Here is a 19,284-nt window from a genome sequence, read left to right on the forward strand (position 1 = left end):
CTTTCCCTTTTCTGACCCGTCAGTCGGCGAGGACGTCGCCGCTGTCGAGGCGGCGCAGATCGCGTACGAGCAGGGCCACGCCGGTGACGATGGCCGTCGCACCCACCACCGCGTCGATGAGCTTGAGCTTGTCGCCCTCGCTCCGCGCGGTGCGCAGCTGCTTGATCACGGAGACGGCACCGAACAGCGAGGTGCCGATCTGCAGGTAGGTGCCGGGCTTGGACTTCTTGAAGCCCTTGACCTTCTTCGCGGTGCTCATAGAGTCGGTGCCTCCTCAAGCAGCGGGTGTCCCCAACGGGTGGTGAACGCGGCCTCGACCGCCGCGCCGACCCGGTAGAGCCGGTCGTCGGCCAGCGCGGGGGCGATGATCTGCAGGCCCACCGGCAGACCGTCCTCCGGCGCGAGCCCGCAGGGCAGCGACATGGCCGCGTTGCCCGCGAGGTTCGCCGGGATGGTGCACAGGTCGGCGAGGTACATCGCCATCGGGTCGTCCGCCCGCTCCCCGATCGGGAACGCGGTGGTCGGGGTGGTCGGCGAGACCAGGACGTCCACGTCCGCGAAGGCCCGCTCGAAGTCCCGGGTGATGAGCGTACGCACCTTCTGCGCCGAGCCGTAGTACGCGTCGTAGTAGCCGGAGCTGAGCGCGTAAGTGCCCAGCATGATGCGGCGCTTGACCTCGGGGCCGAACCCTGCCTCGCGGGTGAGGGAGGTGACCTCCTCGGCGCTGCGGGTCCCGTCGTCGCCGGTGCGCAGCCCGTACCGCAGGCCGTCGAAGCGGGCCAGGTTCGAGGAGCACTCGGACGGCGCGATCAGGTAGTACGCGGCCAGCGCGTAGGTGAACGAGGGGCAGGACAGCTCCACGACCTCCGCGCCCAGCTCGCGCAGCAGCTCCACGGACTCGTTGAAGCGCTGCATCACACCGGCCTGGTAGCCCTCACCGGCGAACTCCTTGACGACGCCGACCCGCAGGCCCTTCACGTCGCCGTTGCGCGCCGCCTCGACCACCGGCGGAACCGGAGCGTCGATGGAGGTGGAGTCCAGCGGGTCGTGCCCGGCGATCGCCTCGTGCAGCAGCGCCGCGTCCAGCACGGTACGGGCGCACGGCCCGCCCTGGTCGAGCGACGAGGAGAAGGCGACCATGCCGTAGCGGGACACCCCGCCGTAGGTCGGCTTGACGCCGACGGTGCCGGTGACCGCCGCGGGCTGGCGGATGGAGCCGCCGGTGTCGGTGCCGATGGCCAGCGGCGCCTGGAAGGAGGCCAGCGCGGCCGAGGAGCCACCGCCGGAACCACCCGGGATGCGGGTGAGGTCCCAGGGGTTGGAGGTCGGGCCGTAGGCGCTGTTCTCGGTGGAGGACCCCATGGCGAACTCGTCCATGTTGGTCTTGCCGAGGATGACGATGTCCGCGGCCTTGAGACGCTTGGTGAGGGTCGCGTCGTACGGCGGGATCCACCCTTCGAGGATCTTGGAGCCGACGGTGGTCGGCACGCCCTCTGTGGTGAAGATGTCCTTGAGCGCCAGCGGGACACCGGCGAGCGGGCCGAGCTTCTCGCCCCTGGCACGCTTGTCGTCCACCGCGCGGGCGGCGGCCAGCGCGCCCTCGGTGTCGACGTGCAGGAAGGCGTGCACCTTCTCGTCGATCGCGGCGATCCGGTCCAGGTGGGCCTGGGCGACCTCGACGGCGGAGGTCTCGCCGGAGGCGATCTTCGCGGCGGTCTCGGCCGCGGTGAGCCTGGTCAGGTCGGTCATGCCCCTGCCTTACTGTTCGCTTCTCCGCCCGCGCGGCGCAGAGGCGCGGATTTCGTGGTCGGGTGCGGCCCGGCGGCCGCGCGCACGTCACTCACGGTTCAGTCCTCCCCCAGGATCTGCGGCACCTTGAAGCGCTGCTGTTCCTGCGCGGGGGCACAGGAGAGGGCCTGCTCGGGGGTCAGCGACGGCCGGACGGTGTCCGGGCGCATGACGTTGGTGAGCGGCAGGGGGTGGGAGGTCGGCGGTACGTCCTCGCCGGCCACCTCGGAGACGCGGGCGACCGCGCCGATGATCTCGTCGAGCTGCTCGGCGAAGTGATCGAGCTCTTCGTCCTTCAGCTCAAGACGCGACAGCCGGCCGAGGTGGGCGACCTCCTCGCGCGTGATGCCAGGCATGCGGCGATCCTCAGGGAGTGAGTCTGTAGTTTCCGCGCCCAATCCTATGGCTCCCGCCCCCACCCCCGCGAAACGGTTATGCCTGTGGCCCCGCCGGGGGCTCTCCCGCCCCGGCCACGGCGTCGCCCCGGCCGCTTCGGGCGGGGCCCGGAGCCCCGGCGGGAGGCGGGGGTCGGGCGGCGCAGCCCAGCGGGGTCTGGGGCGCGGCCCCAGGCGGGGCCTGGGGCGCACCACCCGAGAGGGGTGGTGGGTGGGAGAGCTACTTCACGGGCTGGCCCGAAGGGGACGCCTGCGTGGGGCGAACGGAATCATCCCCGCGATGCCACCCGCTCTTCGCCCGGATCCGCAGCCACGCCGTCGTCTCCTCCGGCGGCATCGCCGCCGCCACCAGCCAGCCCTGGATCGCGTCACACCCGAGATCGCGCAGCCGCTCCCACGTCTCGTCGTCCTCGACGCCCTCCGCGACCACCAGCAGGCCCAGGGAATGGGCCAGATCCACCGTGCAGCGCACGATCTCCGCGTCCTCGTTGTCGACCACCAGCCGGGCCACGAACGACCTGTCGATCTTCAGCTCGCTCACCGGCAGCCGCCGCAGATGCACCAGCGACGAGTACCCGGTGCCGAAGTCGTCCAGCGACATCTTCACCCCGTGCCCGGTCAACCCGGCCAGCGTGTCGGCGGCGCGCTGCGGATCCTCCAGCAGTACGTGTTCGGTGATCTCCAACTGCAGCGCCCCCGGCGGCACTCCATGCCGCGCCAGCCGCGCCGCCACCGCGCCCGCGAACCCGGGGCTGTGCACATCGCGTGGCGAGACGTTCACCGCGACCGGCACCTCTATACCCATCTGGCGCCACCGCGCCACCTGCGCCAGCGCGGTCTCCAGCACGTACTCGGTCAACTGCGGCATCAGTCCGGAGCTCTCGGCGATCGCGATGAACTCCTCGGGGCTGACCCGCCCGCGCTCCGGATGCTCCCAGCGCAGCAGCGCCTCTAGTCCGGCCACCTGTCCGTCGAACCGCACCTTGGGCTGGTAGTGCAGCTTGACGTCCCCGACGTCCAGCGCGCGCCGCAGATCGCCCAACAGGCCGAGCCGGTCAGGGGTGTTGCCGTCCCGGGTGGCCTCGTACACCTCGACCCCGCTACGGTCCTGCTTGGCCTCGTACATCGCGACGTCCGCGCGCCGCAGCAGCCCCTCGGCGTCCACCGCGTGGTCCGGGAAGACGGCCACTCCGGCGCTGGCCTCCAGCACCAGCGTCAGCCCGTCCAGGTTGAGCGGTGAGCTGAGCGCCCCGACCAGCGTGCGGGCCACCCGCTGGGCGCGGGTCGGCGAGTCGCAGGCGGGCAGCAGCACGGCGAACTCGTCGCCGCCGAGCCGGGCGGCCTCCGCGCCGCGCGGCAGTGCGAGCCGTAGCCGGTCAGCTATCTGCAACAGCAGCCGGTCACCGGCGAGATGACCCAGTGTGTCATTGACGGAGCGGAACCGGTCGAGATCTATCAGTACCAGCGCCGCACGTTCACCGTTGCGTTCCGCGTGGTCCAGCGCCGACCAGGTGCGCTCCAACAGCCACTGGCGGTTGGGCAGTCCGGTCAGCGGGTCGCGCAGCTGCTCCTCCGCCCGGGCCCTGGCGATCCACAGCGTGGAGTCCAGCGCGATCAGCGGCACCGCGAACAGCGGCAGCACCACCGGCATCCGGTCGGCCACCACGACGATCAGCGGCGAGATGCCCAGTAGCGCCACCCCGACCAGGGCCTGCCGTATCAGCGCGGTACGGGCCACCGTGGGCAGCCCGCCGCCGCGCGGCGCGACCGCGTACCACAGCAGGGTGCGGGTCGCCGCGAGGTAGCACAGCGAGGCCGCGACGACCACCGGCAGCGCCGACAGCTCCCAGGTCTCGGGCCGCCAGGGGTGTTCCACGGAAGGGTGGTTGCCGGACACGGTCAGCGCCAGCGCCGCCGCGCCGATGCCCAGGATGTCCACCGCCCCGTGCAGCACCGCCTGCCGCCATCGGTGCCTGCGGGCGGTGCCGACCAGCACCACCACCGCCAGGCTCACCAGGACCGAGGGCACCCAGCCGTACAGCAGCAGCACCGCCAGGGTGAGCGCGGCGCCCGATCCGGTGCCGCCCCACCAGCGGTCGCGGCCGAGTGCCACCAGGTGGCCGACGATGATGCCGGTGAGGATGGCGAACGCCCAGCCCGGCGCGCCGCCGGGGAACAGGGCGTGACCGTCCGCCAGTATCCGTGCCACGCCCGCCGTGAGCGCCAGCGCGGCACCGGCTACCAGCCCTCCGCGCAGCACCGCCGGGGGTACCGGCGGCACGGCGGACCGCCGTCGGCGCGAAGCCGGTTCGGCGCTGTCCGTCGGTTTCATGCCCGTCCCTCTCACAGCCGGGGGTGCTGCGCCTGTTGGTCGCCACGCCCGGCGTTGGGACTGATGCCCGGCAGGAGCGCTCCTCAACAGTAGGCCGGATAAGCCTGCCGCGGGCAGCGATCCACCGTGGTTGCCCGAATGGAACACTGCTTCCCTCATCCTTCTGGTATGCGCCGAACGGGTGACGTATACCTGTTATTCGGTCGGGTTGACCGCCACCTCACGAGCCGCGTCCGCACCCTGTTCGAGCAGCACGGCGAACCCCGCCTCATCGAGGATCGGCACCTTCAGCTGAACCGCCTTGTCATACTTCGAACCGGGGTTGTCTCCCACCACAACGAATCCGGTCTTCTTCGAAACAGACCCTGTCACTTTGGCGCCACGGCTGACGAGCGCCTCTTTCGCGCCATCTCGCGTGTACTCCTGGAGGGTTCCGGTTACCACCACGGTGAGCCCTTCGAGTGGCCGGGGGCCTTCGTCCGAGCCCTCCTCGGTGAAACGGACACCGGCGGTCCGCCACTTCTCGATGATCTCCCGGTGCCAGTCCTCGGCGAACCACTGTTTGAGCGAGGCGGCGATGGTCGGGCCGACGCCCTCCACGGCCGCCAGCTCCTCCTCGTCGGCCTCGGCGATGCGGTCCAGGTCACGGAACTCGCGGGCCAGCGCCTCGGCCGCGACCGGCCCGACATGGCGGATCGACAGCCCCGTGATGATCCGGGCCAGCGGACGCTCCCTGGCCGCCGCGATGTTCTCCAGCATGGCCAGGGTGTTCTTCTTCGGCTCGCCCTTCTGGTTGGCGAAGAAGGTGACGACCTTCTCCTCACCGGTCTTCGGGTCGCGCTTGGGCAGGCCGGTGTCCGGATCGAGCACGTAGGACCTGATGGGCAGCAACTCCTCGACGGTCAGGCCGAACAGATCGCCCTCGTCGCGCAGCGGCGGCTCCGCGGGCTCCAGCGGCTGGGTGAGCGCGGTGGCCGCCACGTAGCCGAAGTTCTCGATGTCCAGGCACTTGCGGCCCGCCAGGTAGTAGACGCGCTCCCGCAACTGGGCGGGGCAGTAACGGGCGTTGGGGCAGCGCAGGTCGACGTCGCCCTCCTTCATCGGCTGCAACGCCGCGCCGCAGTCGGGGCATTCGGCGGGCATCACGAACTCCCGCTCGGTGCCGTCCCGCAGGTCCACCACCGGGCCCAGGATCTCCGGGATCACGTCACCGGCCTTGCGCAGCACCACGGTGTCACCGATCAGCACGCCCTTGGCCTTGACCACGTCCTGGTTGTGCAGCGTGGCGAACTCGACCTCGGAGCCCGCCACCGTCACCGGCTCCACCACCGCGTACGGCGTGACCCGCCCGGTGCGGCCGACGCCGACCCGGATGTCGACCAGCTTGGTGTTGACCTCCTCCGGCGGGTACTTCCACGCGATCGCCCAGCGCGGTGCCCGCGAGGTCGAGCCCAGGCGGCCCTGGAGCGCGATCTCGTCCAGCTTGACCACCACACCGTCGATCTCGTGCTCGACGGAGTGCCGGTTCTCGCCGTAGTACGCGATGTACTCGCGCACCGCCTCGATGGAGTCGACCACCTTGTAGTGAGCGGCGGTCGGCAGGCCCCACTCGTGCAGCAGTTCGTAGGCGTGCGACTGGCGGTCGATGTCGAAGCCGGTACGGGCGCCGATGCCGTGCACCACCATGTGCAGCGGACGGCTGGCGGTGATGCGCGGGTCCTTCTGTCTGAGCGAGCCCGCCGCCGCGTTGCGCGGGTTGGCGAACGGCTTCTCACCGGCCTCCACCAGGCGGGCGTTGAGCGCCTCGAACTCCTCCATCGGGAAGTAGACCTCGCCGCGGACCTCGACCAGCTCCGGGATCCGGTCGCCCTTGAGACGGTTGGGGATCTCGCCGATGGTACGGATGTTGGGCGTGATGTCCTCACCGGTGCGGCCGTCGCCCCGGGTGGCGGCGCGGGTCAGCCGCCCGTGCTCGTAGGTGAGGTTGACGGCCAGGCCGTCCACCTTCAGCTCGCACAGGAAGTGGTACGGCAGCCCGTCCAGGTCCTGGGCGACGCGGTCCGCCCAGGCCGCCAACTCGGCCTCGTCGAACGCGTTGTCCAGCGAGAGCATCCGCTCGCGGTGCCGGACCTCGGTGAACTCGGTGGCATAGGTCCCCCCGACCTTCTGGGTCGGCGAGTCGGGCGTGCGCAGCTGCGGGTACTCCTCCTCCAGCTCCTCCAACTCGCGCATCAGCCGGTCGAATTCGGCGTCGCTGACGACCGGCGCGTCCTTCACGTAGTACCGGAAGCGGTGCTCCTCGACCTGTTCGGCCAGTTGGGCGTGCCGCTCCCGTACCTCTGCCGGTGTCTCCATGCCGGTCCTCCGTTGTCCTCATTGCGCGCTGCGGGCGGCTACTCAGGGTCGTCGACGAGTGTCCTGGCCGCCTTGACGCAGTGCGCCAGCGCCGCGCGGGCGTACGCTGGCGAGGCGCCCGCGAGACCGCACGCCGGAGTCACCACCACGGACTCCGCGAGGGTCCCCGGTGCCAGCCCCAGCCTGCGCCACAACGACCGGACACCACTGACGCTACCGGCAGGGTCTGACAATGCCCTCGAATCGGTGCCCGAATCCGCGTCCGCGCCGGGCACCACTCCGGCGAGCAGTTTGACGCCTCCTTCAACCGCTTCCCCGATGGCGTCCCACTCACGCTCCGTGAGCAGCGCGAAGTCGAACGACACACCGGTGAAACCGGAGCGCCGCAGCAGCGCGAACGGCACGGCGGGGGCGCACGAATGCGCGATCACCGGCGTGCGCACCGCCGCCACGACCTGCCGCAACGCGCCCTCGACCACCGCTCGGTCCACCACCCGGTACGTCCGGTAGCCGCTTGCGGTGCGCACCTGCCCGCGCAGTACGGCGGCGAGCGACGGCTCGTCCAGTTGCAGCACCACCTCGGCGCCCGGCACTCGGCGCCGCACCTCCGCCACGTGCTGCCGCAGGCCCTCGGCGAGCGAGGCGGTCAGGTCCCGGCAGGCGCCGGGGTCGCCGAGCGCCGCCTCACCGCCCTTCAACTCGACGCAGGCGGCCAGCGTCCACGGCCCCACGGCCTGCACCTTCAGCGGACCGGTGTACCCCTGGGTGAACTCCTCCAGCGCGTCCAGGTCCTCGCCCAGCCAGGCCCGGGCGCGCCGGGTGTCGCGGCCCGGCCGGTCGCCGAACCGCCAGCCGCTGGGCTCAACCCGGGCGTACAGCTCCACCAGCATGCCGAGGGAGCGGCCGATCATGTCGGCGCCCGGTCCGCGTGCGGGCAGCTCCGGCAGGAACGGCAGCGCTTCCACCGTTCCGACGGCGGTGCGCGCGGCCTCCCGCGCGTCGCCGCCGGGCATGGATCCCACGCCGGTGGCCGCTCCGACGGGCGGCTCGAAAGGGCGGGGCTGGGTTTCGTTGTCCGTGCTCACGCCCTGAGCGTATGAGACGGCCGGGGCGGGGCGCGCCCGGGCCGCGATCCAGGAAGATCTCCCACCGCCCGCCCGTCACCGCCCGACGCGGCACCGCCCGGGCCGGCCGCGGTTACCGGCTACCGTCCCGGGCGGATCGACAGTTCGGTGATCTCCGCGTCGCGCGGCAGGTCGAGGGCGGTGAGCACGGTCGTGGCGACCGACTCGGGGGCGATCCACCGCTGCGGGTCGTACTCCCTGCCCTCCTGCTGGTGCACCTTCTGCTGCATCGGGCTGGCGGTGCGGCCGGGGTGGATGCTGGTCACCCGTACCCCGTTGTCGTGCTCCTCGGCGCGCAGCGAGTCCGCCAGCGCCTTCAGGCCGTGCTTGCTGGCCGCGTACGCGCCCCAGTCGGGGTTGGCGCGCAGGCCCGCGCCGGAGTTCAGGAAGACCACATGGCCGCGGGCCAGCCGCAGTTGGGGCAGCAGCAGCCGGGTCAGCTCGGCGGGTGCGACGAGGTTGGCGGCGAGCGTACGGTTCCAGGTCTGCACGCTCGTCTCGGCGATCAGTCCGAGGTCCACCACGCCCGCGACGTGCAGCAGCGAGTCGAGCCGGTCGGGCAGCGTCTGGTGGCCGAACGCCCAGGACAACCGCTCCGGTTCGGCCAGGTCGCCGACGAGGGTGCGGGCGCCCGGGAAGGCCTCGGCCAGTTCCTTGGCGCGGCCCGCGTCCCGGGCCAGCAGCCACAGTTCGTCGCCGCGGTCGAGGAGACGGCGGGTGACCGCCGCGCCGATGCCGGAACCCGCTCCGGTGATCAGATGCGTACTCATGCCGCCATGCTGTCATCACCGGGCATCACTGGATGCCGACGGCCTCCTCCAGATAGGCCAGCGCGCCGACGCCGTCCTCGGCGAAGAACACCAGGTCGGCCAGCGGCAGTGGAAGGAAGCCCTCCTCCTCCATGCGCTGGAACTGCTGCCGGAGGCCGTCGTAGAAACCGGCCGCGTTGAGCAGCACCACCGGCTTGGTGTGCAGCCCGTGCTTCTTCAGTTCCAGTATCTCGGTGGCCTCGTCCAGCGTGCCGGTGCCGCCCACCATGATCACGATCGCGTCGGAGCGGGCCAGCAACTGCGCCTTGCGCTCGGCGAGATCGGCGGCCACCACCATCTCGTCCGCGTCTGTCCGCGCCTTGTCGCCCAGGAACTCCACGGACACCCCGACCAGGCGCCCGCCGTTCTCCCGCACGCCGTCCGCGACCACCTTCATCAGACCGACGTCGGACCCACCCCACACCAGGGTGTGGCCGCCCTTGCCTATGAGTTCCGCGAACTCCCGGGCGGGGGTGGTGTATCGCTCGTCCAGATCGGCCGCGGAGAGGAAGACGCAGATGTTCACACGGCTACGGTAGCCGCACCCTCGCGCCGCTCCGTCGTCGCGATGGTGGCCGAACCGACCACCCTGGTGCCGTCGTAGAGCACCACGGCCTGGCCGGGGGCGACTCCGCGTACCGGCTCGGTGAAGCGCACCCGCAGCTCCCCGTCGACGAGTTCGGCGGTGACCCGCGACTCGCCGCCGTGGGCGCGCAGTTGGGCGGTGTACTGGCCAGGGCCGGTCGGCGGGGTGCCGCACCAGCGGGGCTTGACGGCGGTCAGGGCCACCACGTCCAGGGCCTCGGCCGGGCCGACGGTGACCGTGTTGTTCACCGGGGAGATGTCCAGCACGTACCGCGGCTTGCCGTCGGCGGCCGGGGTGCCGATCCGCAGGCCCTTGCGCTGGCCGATGGTGAAGCCGTAAGCGCCCTCGTGGGTACCGAGTTTGGTGCCGTCCTGGTCCACGATGTCGCCTTCCGCGGTGCCCAGGCGCTTGGCCAGGAAGCCCTGGGTGTCGCCGTCGGCGATGAAGCAGATGTCGTGGCTGTCCGGCTTCTTGGCGACGGCCAGACCGCGGCGCTCCGCCTCGGCGCGGATCTCGTCCTTGGTGGTGAGGGTGTCGCCGAGGGGGAACATGGCGTGCGCGAGCTGCCGCTCGTCGAGCACGCCGAGGACGTACGACTGGTCCTTGGCGGCATCGCTGGCGCGGTGCAGTTCGCGGGTGCCGTCCTCGCGGAGCACGACCGTGGCGTAGTGGCCGGTGCACACCGCGTCGAAGCCGAGCGCCAGGGCCTTGTCCAGCAGCGCCGCGAACTTGATCTTCTCGTTGCAGCGCAGGCAGGGGTTGGGGGTGCGGCCGGCCGCGTACTCGGCGAGGAAGTCCTCGACGACGTCCTCGCGGAAGCGGTCGGCGAGGTCCCACACGTAGAAGGGGATGCCGATCACGTCGGCGGCGCGCCGGGCGTCCCGGGAGTCCTCGATCGTGCAGCAGCCACGGGCGCCGGTACGGAAGGACTGCGGGTTCGCCGACAGGGCGAGGTGGACGCCGGTCACGTCATGCCCCGCCTCGGCGGCCCGGGCAGCGGCGACGGCGGAATCCACCCCACCGGACATCGCCGCGAGCACCCGGAGGCGGCTGCCGTTACGAGGCCCGTTCGGGGCGCCTGGGAATTCAGTCATAGCCCTTCAAGAGTACGCGGCGCGGCGGACTGCCCGAGGGCCGGAGCATCGCCCTTCACGGCCAACCGCGCGCAACGGCGACCGAAGGCGCAGGGCCAAGGAGTGGGCGGGCGGGACGAACCCCCGAACGCCGGCCCGAGCGAACCCGCGTACCCCCTACGACAGCCCGGCGGCCCGGGCGCGCGAAACGACCGGGCCGATCGCCTCGCCCACCGCGGCGACATCCGCAGCGGTGGACGTGTGCCCGAGCGAGAACCGCAGTGACCCCCGCGCCCGAGCGGAATCCGCCCCCATCGCCAGCAGGACGTGGCTCGGCTGGGCCACCCCAGCCGTACACGCGGACCCGGTCGAGCACTCGATCCCCCGCGCGTCGAGCAGCAGCAGCAACGAGTCTCCCTCGCACCCGGGGAAGGAGAAGTGCGCGTTGGCGGGCAGCCGCCCCTCCGGCGTGGGATCGCCGTTGAGGATCGCGTCCGGCACCGCCTCCCGTACCGCGTCGACCAGCTGGTCGCGCAGTCCGCCGATCTGCCGGGCGAACTCCTCCCGCCGCCGCGCGGCCAGCGTGGCCGCCGTGGCGAACGCCACCACCGCGGGGGTGTCCAGCGTCCCGGAGCGGACGTCCCGCTCCTGCCCGCCGCCGTGCAGCAACGGCACCGGCGCCCACTCGCGGCGCAGCACCAGCGCCCCGACGCCGTACGGGCCGCCGATCTTGTGCGCGGTCACCGTCATCGCGTCCAGGCCCGAGGCGGCGAAGTCGACCTCCACCTGGCCGAAGGCCTGTACCGCGTCGGAATGCAGCGGAACCTCGAACTCCCGCGCCACGGCGGTGAGTTCCCCTATCGGGAAGACCGTGCCGACCTCGTTGTTGGCCCACATGATCGTGGCCAGCGCGACATCGGAGGGGTCGCGCCGGATCGCCTCGCGCAGCGCCTCGGGGTGCACTCTGCCGTGGCCGTCGACCGGCAGCCAGTCGATCCTGGCGCCCTCGTGGTCGGCGAGCCAGTGCACCGCGTCGAGCACCGCATGGTGTTCGACGGGGCTGGCCAGCACCCGGGTGCGGCGCGGGTCGGCCGCCCGGCGCGCCCAGTACAGGCCCTTCACCGCGAGGTTGTCGGACTCGGTGCCACCACCGGTGAACACCACCTCGCTGGGCCGGGCGCCCAGCGCGGCGGCGAGTGCTTCCCGGGACTCCTCGACCATCCGCCGGGCGCGCCGCCCGGCGGCGTGCAGCGAGGAGGCGTTCCCGGTGCTGGTGAGCTGCTCGGTCATCGCCTGGACCGCCTCCGGAAGCATCGGAGTGGTGGCGGCGTGGTCAAGGTAGGCCATGGTGGACCCGATTCTACGAGCCCGTCCGCCGCATCCGCGCCGGGCCGGGGGCCGGTCCAGGCCACCCGGCACCCCGCGGCGCGGCCCAGAGCCAAACACCCCCACGGCAGTCGGGCAGGGGGCAGCCCCCACCCGGGGGTCAGAGCAGGGGCGTGTCCCCGGCACGCCCCGGCCCACAACCAGTCGAGCGCGGCGGTGAGCAGAAGCCCGACGGCGAAGGGGCGGCCGGGTGGGCGTACCCCCCGACGCGCAAACCCTCAGCGCGACCGCGAACCGCCCACCGTGCGCGACGGCACCGCGAAGGCCGGCGGCGAACAGTTGGCGTGGGCGGCGCCCGCCGACAGCCGACGCTCAGCGAACCCGCGCCAACTGCCGTGACTGGGCCACCAACCGGTCCTCGGAGTCCCAGACCTCGCCGTCCTCCTCCAGGAATCCACCGGCCAGGTTGCGGGTGCGGGTGGCGATCCGCAGCAGTCCGGGCGCCGGGCGGCACCGTATGTGCACGGTGAGTTCAACGGTAGGCACCCAGCCGCCCAGACCGAGGTCGAAGGCGGTCGGCGGCAGCGCGTCCACCGCGAGCAGCAGCGACAGCGGGTCCGCGTCCCGGCCGTCGGCGAGGCCGAACCATGCCCGGATCTCGCCCCGCCCGCTGGGTTCGCCGAGCGCCCAGCCGGCGGTCCGCGGGTCCAGCCGGATGTCGAGCCGGTCGGTGATCTCGGTGCTGCCGGACGAGAACGCCGCCGCGTCCGCGACGCCCGGGCCGTCGGCCCTACCCACGCATCGCTCGTAGGGCGGGATGGCGAACGGCTTCGCGCTGGTGCGCACGTCGTCCGGGAGCGCGGCCAGGTCACCGTGGGTGGCGGTGACCCTGAGCCGTTCCACCTCCTGGCCCGCGCCGTCGGTCTGGAGCAGCCGTGCCTGGCCGGTGGACATGGTGCGCCCGGCACGGACCACGTCGGTGCGCACCACGGCGGGGCCCGGCCCCGAGGGGGTCAGATAGTGCGCGGTGATGGTGAACGGGTCGGGGTGCGGGAGGATTTGGCCGAGGGCGCGGGCCGCGGTGGCGAGCAGATAGCCGCCGTTGACCGCGCGCAGGATGGTCCAGCCCGCGGAGAGGTGGGCGTCGAAGACGCCCTGGTCGCCCGGCCGGGCGGTGACCGCCGTGTCACGGTCGAACTCGCTGTTCCCGATGGTCGCCTGTGCCATGGCGTGCACGGTACACCGAGAAGTTACCGGCCGGTAGCCCGGATTTGCGGGACGCGCCTCACAGCTGGTCCTGAGCCTCGGTCGCCGTACTGCGCCGGTGCCAGGCGCGCGGTGCCCGCCAGCCGTACCGCATCGCCAGCAGCCGCAGGACGAACGCGGCCACCGCCGCGCAGCCGCTGCCGAGCGCGTTGAGCGCGTGGAAGTGGATCAGCACCGCCACGATGGTCGCGCCGAGCAGCGCCGGAACGGCGTACAGGTCACGGTCCCAGCGCAGCAGCGACGGCACCTCCTGGGCGAGCACGTCACGGATCACGCCGCCGCCCACCGCCGTGGCGACGCCCAGCGCGGCCGAGAAGGTCAGGCCCAGGCCGTAGGCGTGCGCCTTGGTGGTGCCGGTGACGCAGAACAGTCCGAGGCCCGCGGCGTCCATCACCATCACCGCGCGGTTGATCCGCTCCACCTCGGGATGCAGGAAGAAGACCAGCACGGTGGCGGCGAACGGGGTCAGGAAGTAACCGAGGTCGGTGAAGGCCGCGGGCGGCACCGCGCCGATGATCAGGTCCCTGAGCACCCCGCCGCCGAGCCCGGTGACCTCGGCCAGCATCCACATGCCGAACACGTCGAGGTTCTTGCGGACCGCGAGCAGCGCGCCGGAGATCGCGAAGATGAAGATCCCGACCAGATCGAGCAGATGCTGCACGGAAGGGCTGAACAGCGCGGGGCTGAGCGGGTGGAGCGTCACGCGGACATTTCTACCGGCAACGGCCGTGGCCGACGTCGGCGCCCGCACCGTGCCTGTGAGTCCGCCGCATCCCGCACACAGGTGGTCAGCCGGGTCACGTAAGGTCACCGTGACATGTTCGGTACCACGTGGGGGGACCACCAGGGTGCGCAAAGTTTCTTCGTCCCGCGCCAGACGCCGCGTCAACCGCGCGAGACGTCGTGGAGTGATCGCCGCCGTCTCCGGAGCGGCGCTGCTCGCGGGGGCCTTCCTCTGGCCCAACGCCTCGGCGGTGACCGCCGAGTTCACCGAGGACCAGTCCATATCGGCCCAGGCGATACCCGACGAGGCGCCTCCGGCGCTGCCCGAGTCGCGCCGCTGGACCGCCAAGGACGCCAAGAGCTTCTGGACCGCGGCGCGGATGGCCGACGCCAAGCCGCTGCCGTTGCCCGACAACGCCAAGAAGCCCGTCCCGCACACCGGTAGGCCCGCACCGCACGGAGCGGCGAAGGCGGCGAGCCCGGCGCGCGGCGCGGTGCACGAGTTCAGCACGATGGACCTGCCGTCCTCATCACCCATCCCGACCGACAGCCCGACCGGCGGCGCGAGCAGCAGTCCCCCACCTGCTGCCGCCAGCACGACGCCGTCGGCACCGGCCAGCACACCGCCCGCCCCCGCGAGCCCCTCCGGCAGCCCGTCGCCGAGCCCCACCCCCTCGGCCAGCACCCCACCGCCGTCGCCCAGCCAGCCCTTCGCCGGGCTGCCGATGGTGGGCCGCATGTACCTGCTGCGCAACGGTGGTTCGTACTTCTGCACCGCGAGCGTGATCAACAGCCCGCACCACAACATCATCCTGACGGCAGGCCACTGCCTGGACACCGCGGCGCCCAACGACGCGATGGCCTTCGTGCCGCAGTGGACGGCCGCCAAGCCGCAGCCCTACGGCATCTTCCCGGTCAACCAGGACTCCGAGGGGCGCGGCCGGGTCTGGATCGATCCGCGCTACTACGACCGCGGACGCGTACAGGGCGACCAGTGGGACGTGGCCTTCGCGGAGGTCGGTCCGGGTACCAACGGCAAGCAGGTGCAGGACGTGGTCGGCGGCAACGACCTTGCCACCGGCCGTGGTTACGCCTTCGGCAACGTCACCCTGGTCGGCTACCCGGGCGACGCCAGCCAGCCGCTGACCTGCACGTCCAGTACCACCCAGTTCACGCCGACCGACGGCACCCCGGGCTCGTTCCTGCGCATCGGCTGCCAGGGCTACAAGACCGGTACCAGCGGCGGGCCGTTCCTCGCCGACTTCAACCCGCAGACCGGTACCGGCGATGTGGTCGGCAGCATCGGCGGCTGGGACACCGGCGGCCCCACGGCGGACGTCTCCTACAGCGCCAACTACGGCACCGACATCCAGAACCTGTACAACACCGCCGTCTCCGGCGCCGCGCCCGCGCGGCCCAACGTCCTGCCGAGCGCCTCGACGATGGCGCACGCCAGCGCCATCGCCTCCGGGTACTTCACCCCCTCCCCCACGCCCGGCAAGGACTACGGCGACATGATCGTGCGCTGGTCCGACGGTGAACTCACGCTCTACCGCGGGGCCGGCAACGGCCGGTTCGACAAGGAGATCCAGCTCGCCAAGTCCGGCTCGGTGTGGAGCAAGGCGGTCTCCATCACCGCGGGTGACTTCGTCGGCGCCAACACCTATGACCTGGTGGTGCGTTGGACCGACGGCAGCCTGTCGCTCTTCCCGGACGTGGACGCCACCGGCCTGCACAAGCAGATCGTTCTGGTGAAGCCCGGGTCGCTGTGGCAGCACGCGGCGTCCATCACCGCGGGCCGCTTCTCCAGCACCGACAAGTGGCCGGACGACCTGATCGTGCGCTGGTCCGACGGTGAGCTGACGCTCTACCCGGACGTGGACGGCAAGGGCCTGCACAGCCAGGTGCAGCTCGCCAAGCCGCACTCGGTGTGGACCCACGCCAGCAGCGTCGCCGCGGGCGACTTCGCGGGCAACAACACCTGGGACCTGATGGTCCGTTGGTCCGACGGCGAGCTGGACGCCTATCCCGACGTCGACGAGCACGGCGTCAAGACCGAGGTCCGCGAGCGCAACGCCAGCCCCCTGTGGACCAACGCCACCCTGACCACCTCGGGCAACTACGGCACCGGTCCCTGGAACGACGACTACGTGGTCCGCTGGTCCGACGGCGAACTGTCCATGTACGGCAACACCGGCAAGGCCCTGGGCCAGGAGTCCGTGCTGGTCACCCCGTCCGCCAACACCAACCTGCCCCCGGTCCGCGGGTAACTGGTGCCGTCCGCCGTGGAGTTGGCCTGGAAATCGCTGGTGTCCAACTCCACGGCGAACGGCTCCGGCAGCCGGATCGGAGTGTCAACACGCTGCGGTCTCAGCTGGTGACGCCGTGATCACCACGGGCATCGTATGCCGAAGCGCCCTCACCACACGTCCCGTTCCTCCGACAGTACGGCATATACCCCTTTCCGATCACTCTTTCGAGACCTCCACCCCCTCCGGAAAATGGCAGGCCACCCGCTGCCCCGGCCGGAGCTCGCGTAGCGGGGGTTCCTGTGCCGCGCACAGGTCCGTCGCCTTCCAGCAGCGGGTGTGGAAGCGGCAGCCGGGGGGTGGGGCGATGGGGGACGGGACGTCGCCGGTGAGCAGGATGCGGTCCCTGTGGTGGCGTCGGGTGGGGTCGGGAACGGGGACGGCGGACAGCAGGGCGCGGGTGTACGGGTGGGCGGGGTGGGCATAGAGGGCCGACTGGTCGGCCAACTCCACGACCCGGCCGAGGTACATCACGGCCACCCGGTCGGAGACATGGCGGATGACGGACAGGTCATGGGCGATGATGACGTAGGTCAGCCCCAGCCCGCTCTGGAGGTCGGCCAGTAGGTTGACCACCTGAGCCTGGATGGAGACGTCGAGGGCGGAGACCGGTTCGTCGGCCACGACCAGCCGCGGCTTGAGGGCCAACGCCCGGGCGATGCCGATGCGTTGCCGCTGGCCGCCGGAGAACTCGTGCGGATAGCGGTTGTAGTGCTCCGGGTTGAGCCCTACGAGTTCCAGCAGTTCCTGCACCGCCCTGCGGGTGCCGCCCGTCGGCTTCACACCCTGGAGCCTGTAGGGCGCGCCGACGATGGTGCCCACGGTGTGGCGCGGGTTGAGCGACGAGTACGGGTCCTGGAAGACCATCTGCACGTCGCGCCGGAGTGGCCGCATGGCGGCCGTGCCCAGGTGGGTGATGTCGCGGCCCGCGAACTCCACGCTGCCGCCGGTGGGTTCCAGCAGCCGGGTGAGCAGCCTGCCCAGGGTGGACTTGCCGCAGCCTGACTCCCCCACCAGGCCCAGCGTCTCCCCGGGCCACACGTCCAGGTCGACGCCGTCGACCGCCTGCACGGCGCCGTGCGCACGCCGCAGCAGCCCCTTGGCGAGCGGGAAGTGCTTGACCAGGCCGATGGCCCTCAGCAGCGGTTCGGTGGCGGTGGTCATCTGCCGGCCTCCCAGATGCGGTCGCGGTCCGCCACCGGCAGATGGCAGGCGGCGAAGTGCCGCCGCGCCACCTCGCGCAGCTCCGGTACGGCGGTGCGGCTGGCCCCGGCGGTCAGTTCGGCATACGGGCAGCGCGGGTGGAAGGCGCAGCCGGACGGCACGTTGATCAGGCTGGGCGGGGCGCCCCTGACCGGTGTGAGGCGTGCGCCGCGCTCCCGGTCGAGCCGGGGCATGGAGCCCAACAGGCCCCAGGTGTAGGGGTGTTGGGGTGCGCGGAAGACCCGTTCCGCGGGGCCGCGCTCCACACATCGTCCGGCGTACATCACCAGGATGTCGTCGGCGAGTTCGGCGACCACGCCGAGGTCGTGGGTGATGACGATGACGGCCGAGCCGAACTCCCTTTGCAGGTCCCGGATCAGGTCGAGGATCTGCGCCTGGACGGTGACGTCGAGCGCGGTGGTCGGCTCGTCGGCGATCAGCAGGTCCGGGTTGTTGACCAGGGCCATGGCGATCATCACGCGTTGCCGCATACCGCCGGAGAACTGGTGCGGGTGGTCGTCGAAGCGCCGGTCGGGCCGTGGGATGCCGACCCGGCCGAGGAGTTCGACCGCGCGGGCGCGTGCGGCGGCCTTGCCGACCGGGTGGTGCACCCGGTACGCCTCGCTGATCTGGGCGCCCACCGTGTAGTACGGATGCAGCGAGGACAGCGGATCCTGGAAGATCATCGCCATCTCCCGCCCGCGCAACCGCCGCACCTCGTCCGGGGCGGCGGCGGTCAGTTCCTGCCCGGCGAGCCGGATCTCACCGGAGATCCGGGCCCGCCCGCGCCCGTACTGCCCGACCCCGTGCAGTCCCATCACCGCCAGCGAGGTCACCGACTTGCCGGAGCCTGACTCGCCGACGATGCCCAGGGTGCGCCCGCGGGACAGTTCGAAGGAGAGCCCGTCAACGGCCCTGACCAGTCCGTCGTCGGTGGGGAAGTGCACCTTCAGGTCCCGCACCGACAGAAACGCTTGGGCCTCGTCCGTCATGTCAGCCTCACTCTGGGGTCGGCCACGGCGTACAGCAGGTCCACGACGAGGTTGGCGACGATCACGAAGAACGCGGCGACCATGGTCACCCCGAGGATCACCGGCAGGTCCTGGTCGCTGATGGCCCGGACCGCCGCCTGCCCGAGCCCCTGGAGGCTGAACGTGGTCTCGGTGAGGATCGCGCCGCCGACCAGTGCGCCGAGGTCCAGGCCGAGGATGGTCAGCACCGGTGTCATGGCGGCCCGCAGCGCGTGCCTGCGGATCACCACCGGTTCCGCAAGTCCCTTGGCGCGGGCGGTCCTGATGTAGTCCTCGCCGAGGATCTCCAGCATGGTGGCCCGGGTGAGCCGGGCGTACATCGCCGCGTACAGGAACGCCAGCACGATCCACGGCAGCAGCAGGCCCCGCGCCCATGCCAACGGGTTCTGGGTGAACGGCACGTAGCCCACCGTCAGCCAGTGCAGCTTGTAGGTGAACACGGCGAGCGCCAGCATCCCGGTGAAGTAGATCGGCAGCGACACCCCGGCCAGAGCGGCGGTCATCGCGGCCCGGTCCCACAGGCTGCCGCGGCGCAGCGCGGAGAGCACCCCGGTGGCCACCCCGACCGCCAGCCACAGTACGCACGCGCCGATCGCCAGTGAGAAGGTGACCGGGAAGCGGTCGGTGAGCAGCGGCCACACCGGCTGCTCGGTCTTGAAGGAGTAGCCGAAGCAGGGCGCCGCGCAGTGCGTGACGTCCGCGCCGTCAGCGTAGTCGCGACCGGCGACCAGCCCCCGGATGAACCGGGCGTACTGGACGATCACCGGTGCGTCCAGCCCCAGCTTCTTGCGGATCCCGGCGATGGCGGCGGGGTCCGCCTGCCGTCCCGCGAACAGTGCCGCCGGGTCGCCCCCGGTGAGCTTGGGGACCAGGAAGAAGATGCCGAAGGTGACCAGCGTGACCACCAGCAGCATCACCACGACGGCCGCCAGCCGCCGCAGGAGGTAGGCCGACACGGCGCCCC

Annotated in this window: 16 protein-coding genes; 1 reads left to right on the top strand and 15 read right to left on the bottom strand. The window is 71.7% G+C overall.

From position 1 onward, the window contains the following. Positions 1–19: 19 nt before the first annotated feature. The 12 genes from P3G67_RS08525 to P3G67_RS08580 all read right to left on the bottom strand — a co-directional run bounded on the left by P3G67_RS08525 (position 20) and on the right by P3G67_RS08580 (position 13,757). A complete protein-coding gene (locus P3G67_RS08525) occupies positions 20–259 on the bottom strand; it encodes a hypothetical protein (RefSeq protein ID WP_269853094.1) in 240 nt (79 codons plus the stop codon). Next, the gene (gatA, locus tag P3G67_RS08530; RefSeq protein WP_276092890.1) at positions 256–1,749 is read right to left on the bottom strand and encodes an Asp-tRNA(Asn)/Glu-tRNA(Gln) amidotransferase subunit GatA; all 1,494 of its coding nucleotides are present in this window, start codon (positions 1,747–1,749) and stop codon (positions 256–258) included. The genes P3G67_RS08525 and gatA overlap by 4 nt, the downstream gene beginning before the upstream one ends. Before the next feature lie 98 nt (positions 1,750–1,847). Beyond that, positions 1,848–2,144 (bottom strand): Asp-tRNA(Asn)/Glu-tRNA(Gln) amidotransferase subunit GatC, encoded by a 297-nt coding sequence (gatC, locus tag P3G67_RS08535; RefSeq protein ID WP_269853096.1) that lies wholly within the window; start codon positions 2,142–2,144, stop codon positions 1,848–1,850. Positions 2,145–2,403: 259 nt separating this feature from the next. Further along, positions 2,404–4,515 carry a putative bifunctional diguanylate cyclase/phosphodiesterase gene (locus tag P3G67_RS08540; protein WP_276092891.1) on the bottom strand — a complete coding sequence of 704 codons (2,112 nt, stop codon included), beginning with the start codon at positions 4,513–4,515 and terminating at the stop codon, positions 2,404–2,406. Positions 4,516–4,710: 195 nt separating this feature from the next. Further along, a complete protein-coding gene (gene ligA, locus P3G67_RS08545) occupies positions 4,711–6,870 on the bottom strand; it encodes an NAD-dependent DNA ligase LigA (RefSeq protein ID WP_276092892.1) in 2,160 nt (719 codons plus the stop codon). Positions 6,871–6,908: 38 nt separating this feature from the next. Beyond that, the gene (locus P3G67_RS08550) at positions 6,909–7,955 is read right to left on the bottom strand and encodes a methionine synthase (protein ID WP_269853099.1); all 1,047 of its coding nucleotides are present in this window, start codon (positions 7,953–7,955) and stop codon (positions 6,909–6,911) included. 119 nt (positions 7,956–8,074) lie between these two features. Continuing rightward, positions 8,075–8,764: an SDR family oxidoreductase gene (locus tag P3G67_RS08555; RefSeq protein WP_276092893.1), complete on the bottom strand. Its 690-nt coding sequence runs from the start codon at positions 8,762–8,764 to the stop codon at positions 8,075–8,077. A gap of 25 nt (positions 8,765–8,789) precedes the next feature. Continuing rightward, a complete protein-coding gene (locus tag P3G67_RS08560) occupies positions 8,790–9,329 on the bottom strand; it encodes an LOG family protein (RefSeq protein WP_276092894.1) in 540 nt (179 codons plus the stop codon). Then, a complete protein-coding gene (gene mnmA / locus P3G67_RS08565) occupies positions 9,326–10,483 on the bottom strand; it encodes a tRNA 2-thiouridine(34) synthase MnmA (RefSeq protein ID WP_269853102.1) in 1,158 nt (385 codons plus the stop codon). Before mnmA ends, P3G67_RS08560 begins: the two co-directional genes overlap by 4 nt. A gap of 156 nt (positions 10,484–10,639) precedes the next feature. Further along, positions 10,640–11,809, bottom strand: coding sequence for a cysteine desulfurase family protein (locus P3G67_RS08570; RefSeq protein ID WP_276092895.1), 1,170 nt, complete (start codon positions 11,807–11,809; stop codon positions 10,640–10,642). A 351-nt stretch (positions 11,810–12,160) separates the two neighbouring features. Beyond that, positions 12,161–13,015, bottom strand: a complete 855-nt coding sequence (locus P3G67_RS08575) for a thioesterase family protein (RefSeq protein WP_276092896.1) — start codon at positions 13,013–13,015, stop codon at positions 12,161–12,163. Positions 13,016–13,073: 58 nt separating this feature from the next. Beyond that, positions 13,074–13,757 carry a trimeric intracellular cation channel family protein gene (locus P3G67_RS08580; protein ID WP_269853105.1) on the bottom strand — a complete coding sequence of 228 codons (684 nt, stop codon included), beginning with the start codon at positions 13,755–13,757 and terminating at the stop codon, positions 13,074–13,076. A gap of 205 nt (positions 13,758–13,962) precedes the next feature. On the opposite strand from P3G67_RS08580, the gene P3G67_RS08585 reads away from it, so the two are divergent. Continuing rightward, a complete protein-coding gene (locus P3G67_RS08585) occupies positions 13,963–16,047 on the top strand; it encodes a trypsin-like serine peptidase (RefSeq protein ID WP_276092897.1) in 2,085 nt (694 codons plus the stop codon). Between the two features lie 198 nt (positions 16,048–16,245). On the opposite strand, the gene P3G67_RS08590 is transcribed toward P3G67_RS08585, so the two are convergent. Genes P3G67_RS08590 through P3G67_RS08600 form a run of 3 tightly spaced genes read right to left on the bottom strand, consistent with a single transcriptional unit; the run spans position 16,246 to position 19,276 of the window. After that, positions 16,246–17,250, bottom strand: coding sequence for an ABC transporter ATP-binding protein (locus P3G67_RS08590; protein ID WP_276092898.1), 1,005 nt, complete (start codon positions 17,248–17,250; stop codon positions 16,246–16,248). Beyond that, positions 17,247–18,281: an ABC transporter ATP-binding protein gene (locus P3G67_RS08595; RefSeq protein WP_276092899.1), complete on the bottom strand. Its 1,035-nt coding sequence runs from the start codon at positions 18,279–18,281 to the stop codon at positions 17,247–17,249. The genes P3G67_RS08590 and P3G67_RS08595 overlap by 4 nt, the downstream gene beginning before the upstream one ends. Next, on the bottom strand, positions 18,278–19,276 hold the full coding sequence (locus P3G67_RS08600; RefSeq protein ID WP_276092900.1) for an ABC transporter permease: 999 nt from the start codon (positions 19,274–19,276) through the stop codon (positions 18,278–18,280). The genes P3G67_RS08595 and P3G67_RS08600 overlap by 4 nt, the downstream gene beginning before the upstream one ends. Positions 19,277–19,284: the final 8 nt, after the last annotated feature.

Source organism: Streptomyces silvisoli, assembly GCF_029269905.1.
GTDB classification, from domain to species: domain Bacteria; phylum Actinomycetota; class Actinomycetes; order Streptomycetales; family Streptomycetaceae; genus Streptantibioticus_A; species Streptantibioticus_A silvisoli_A.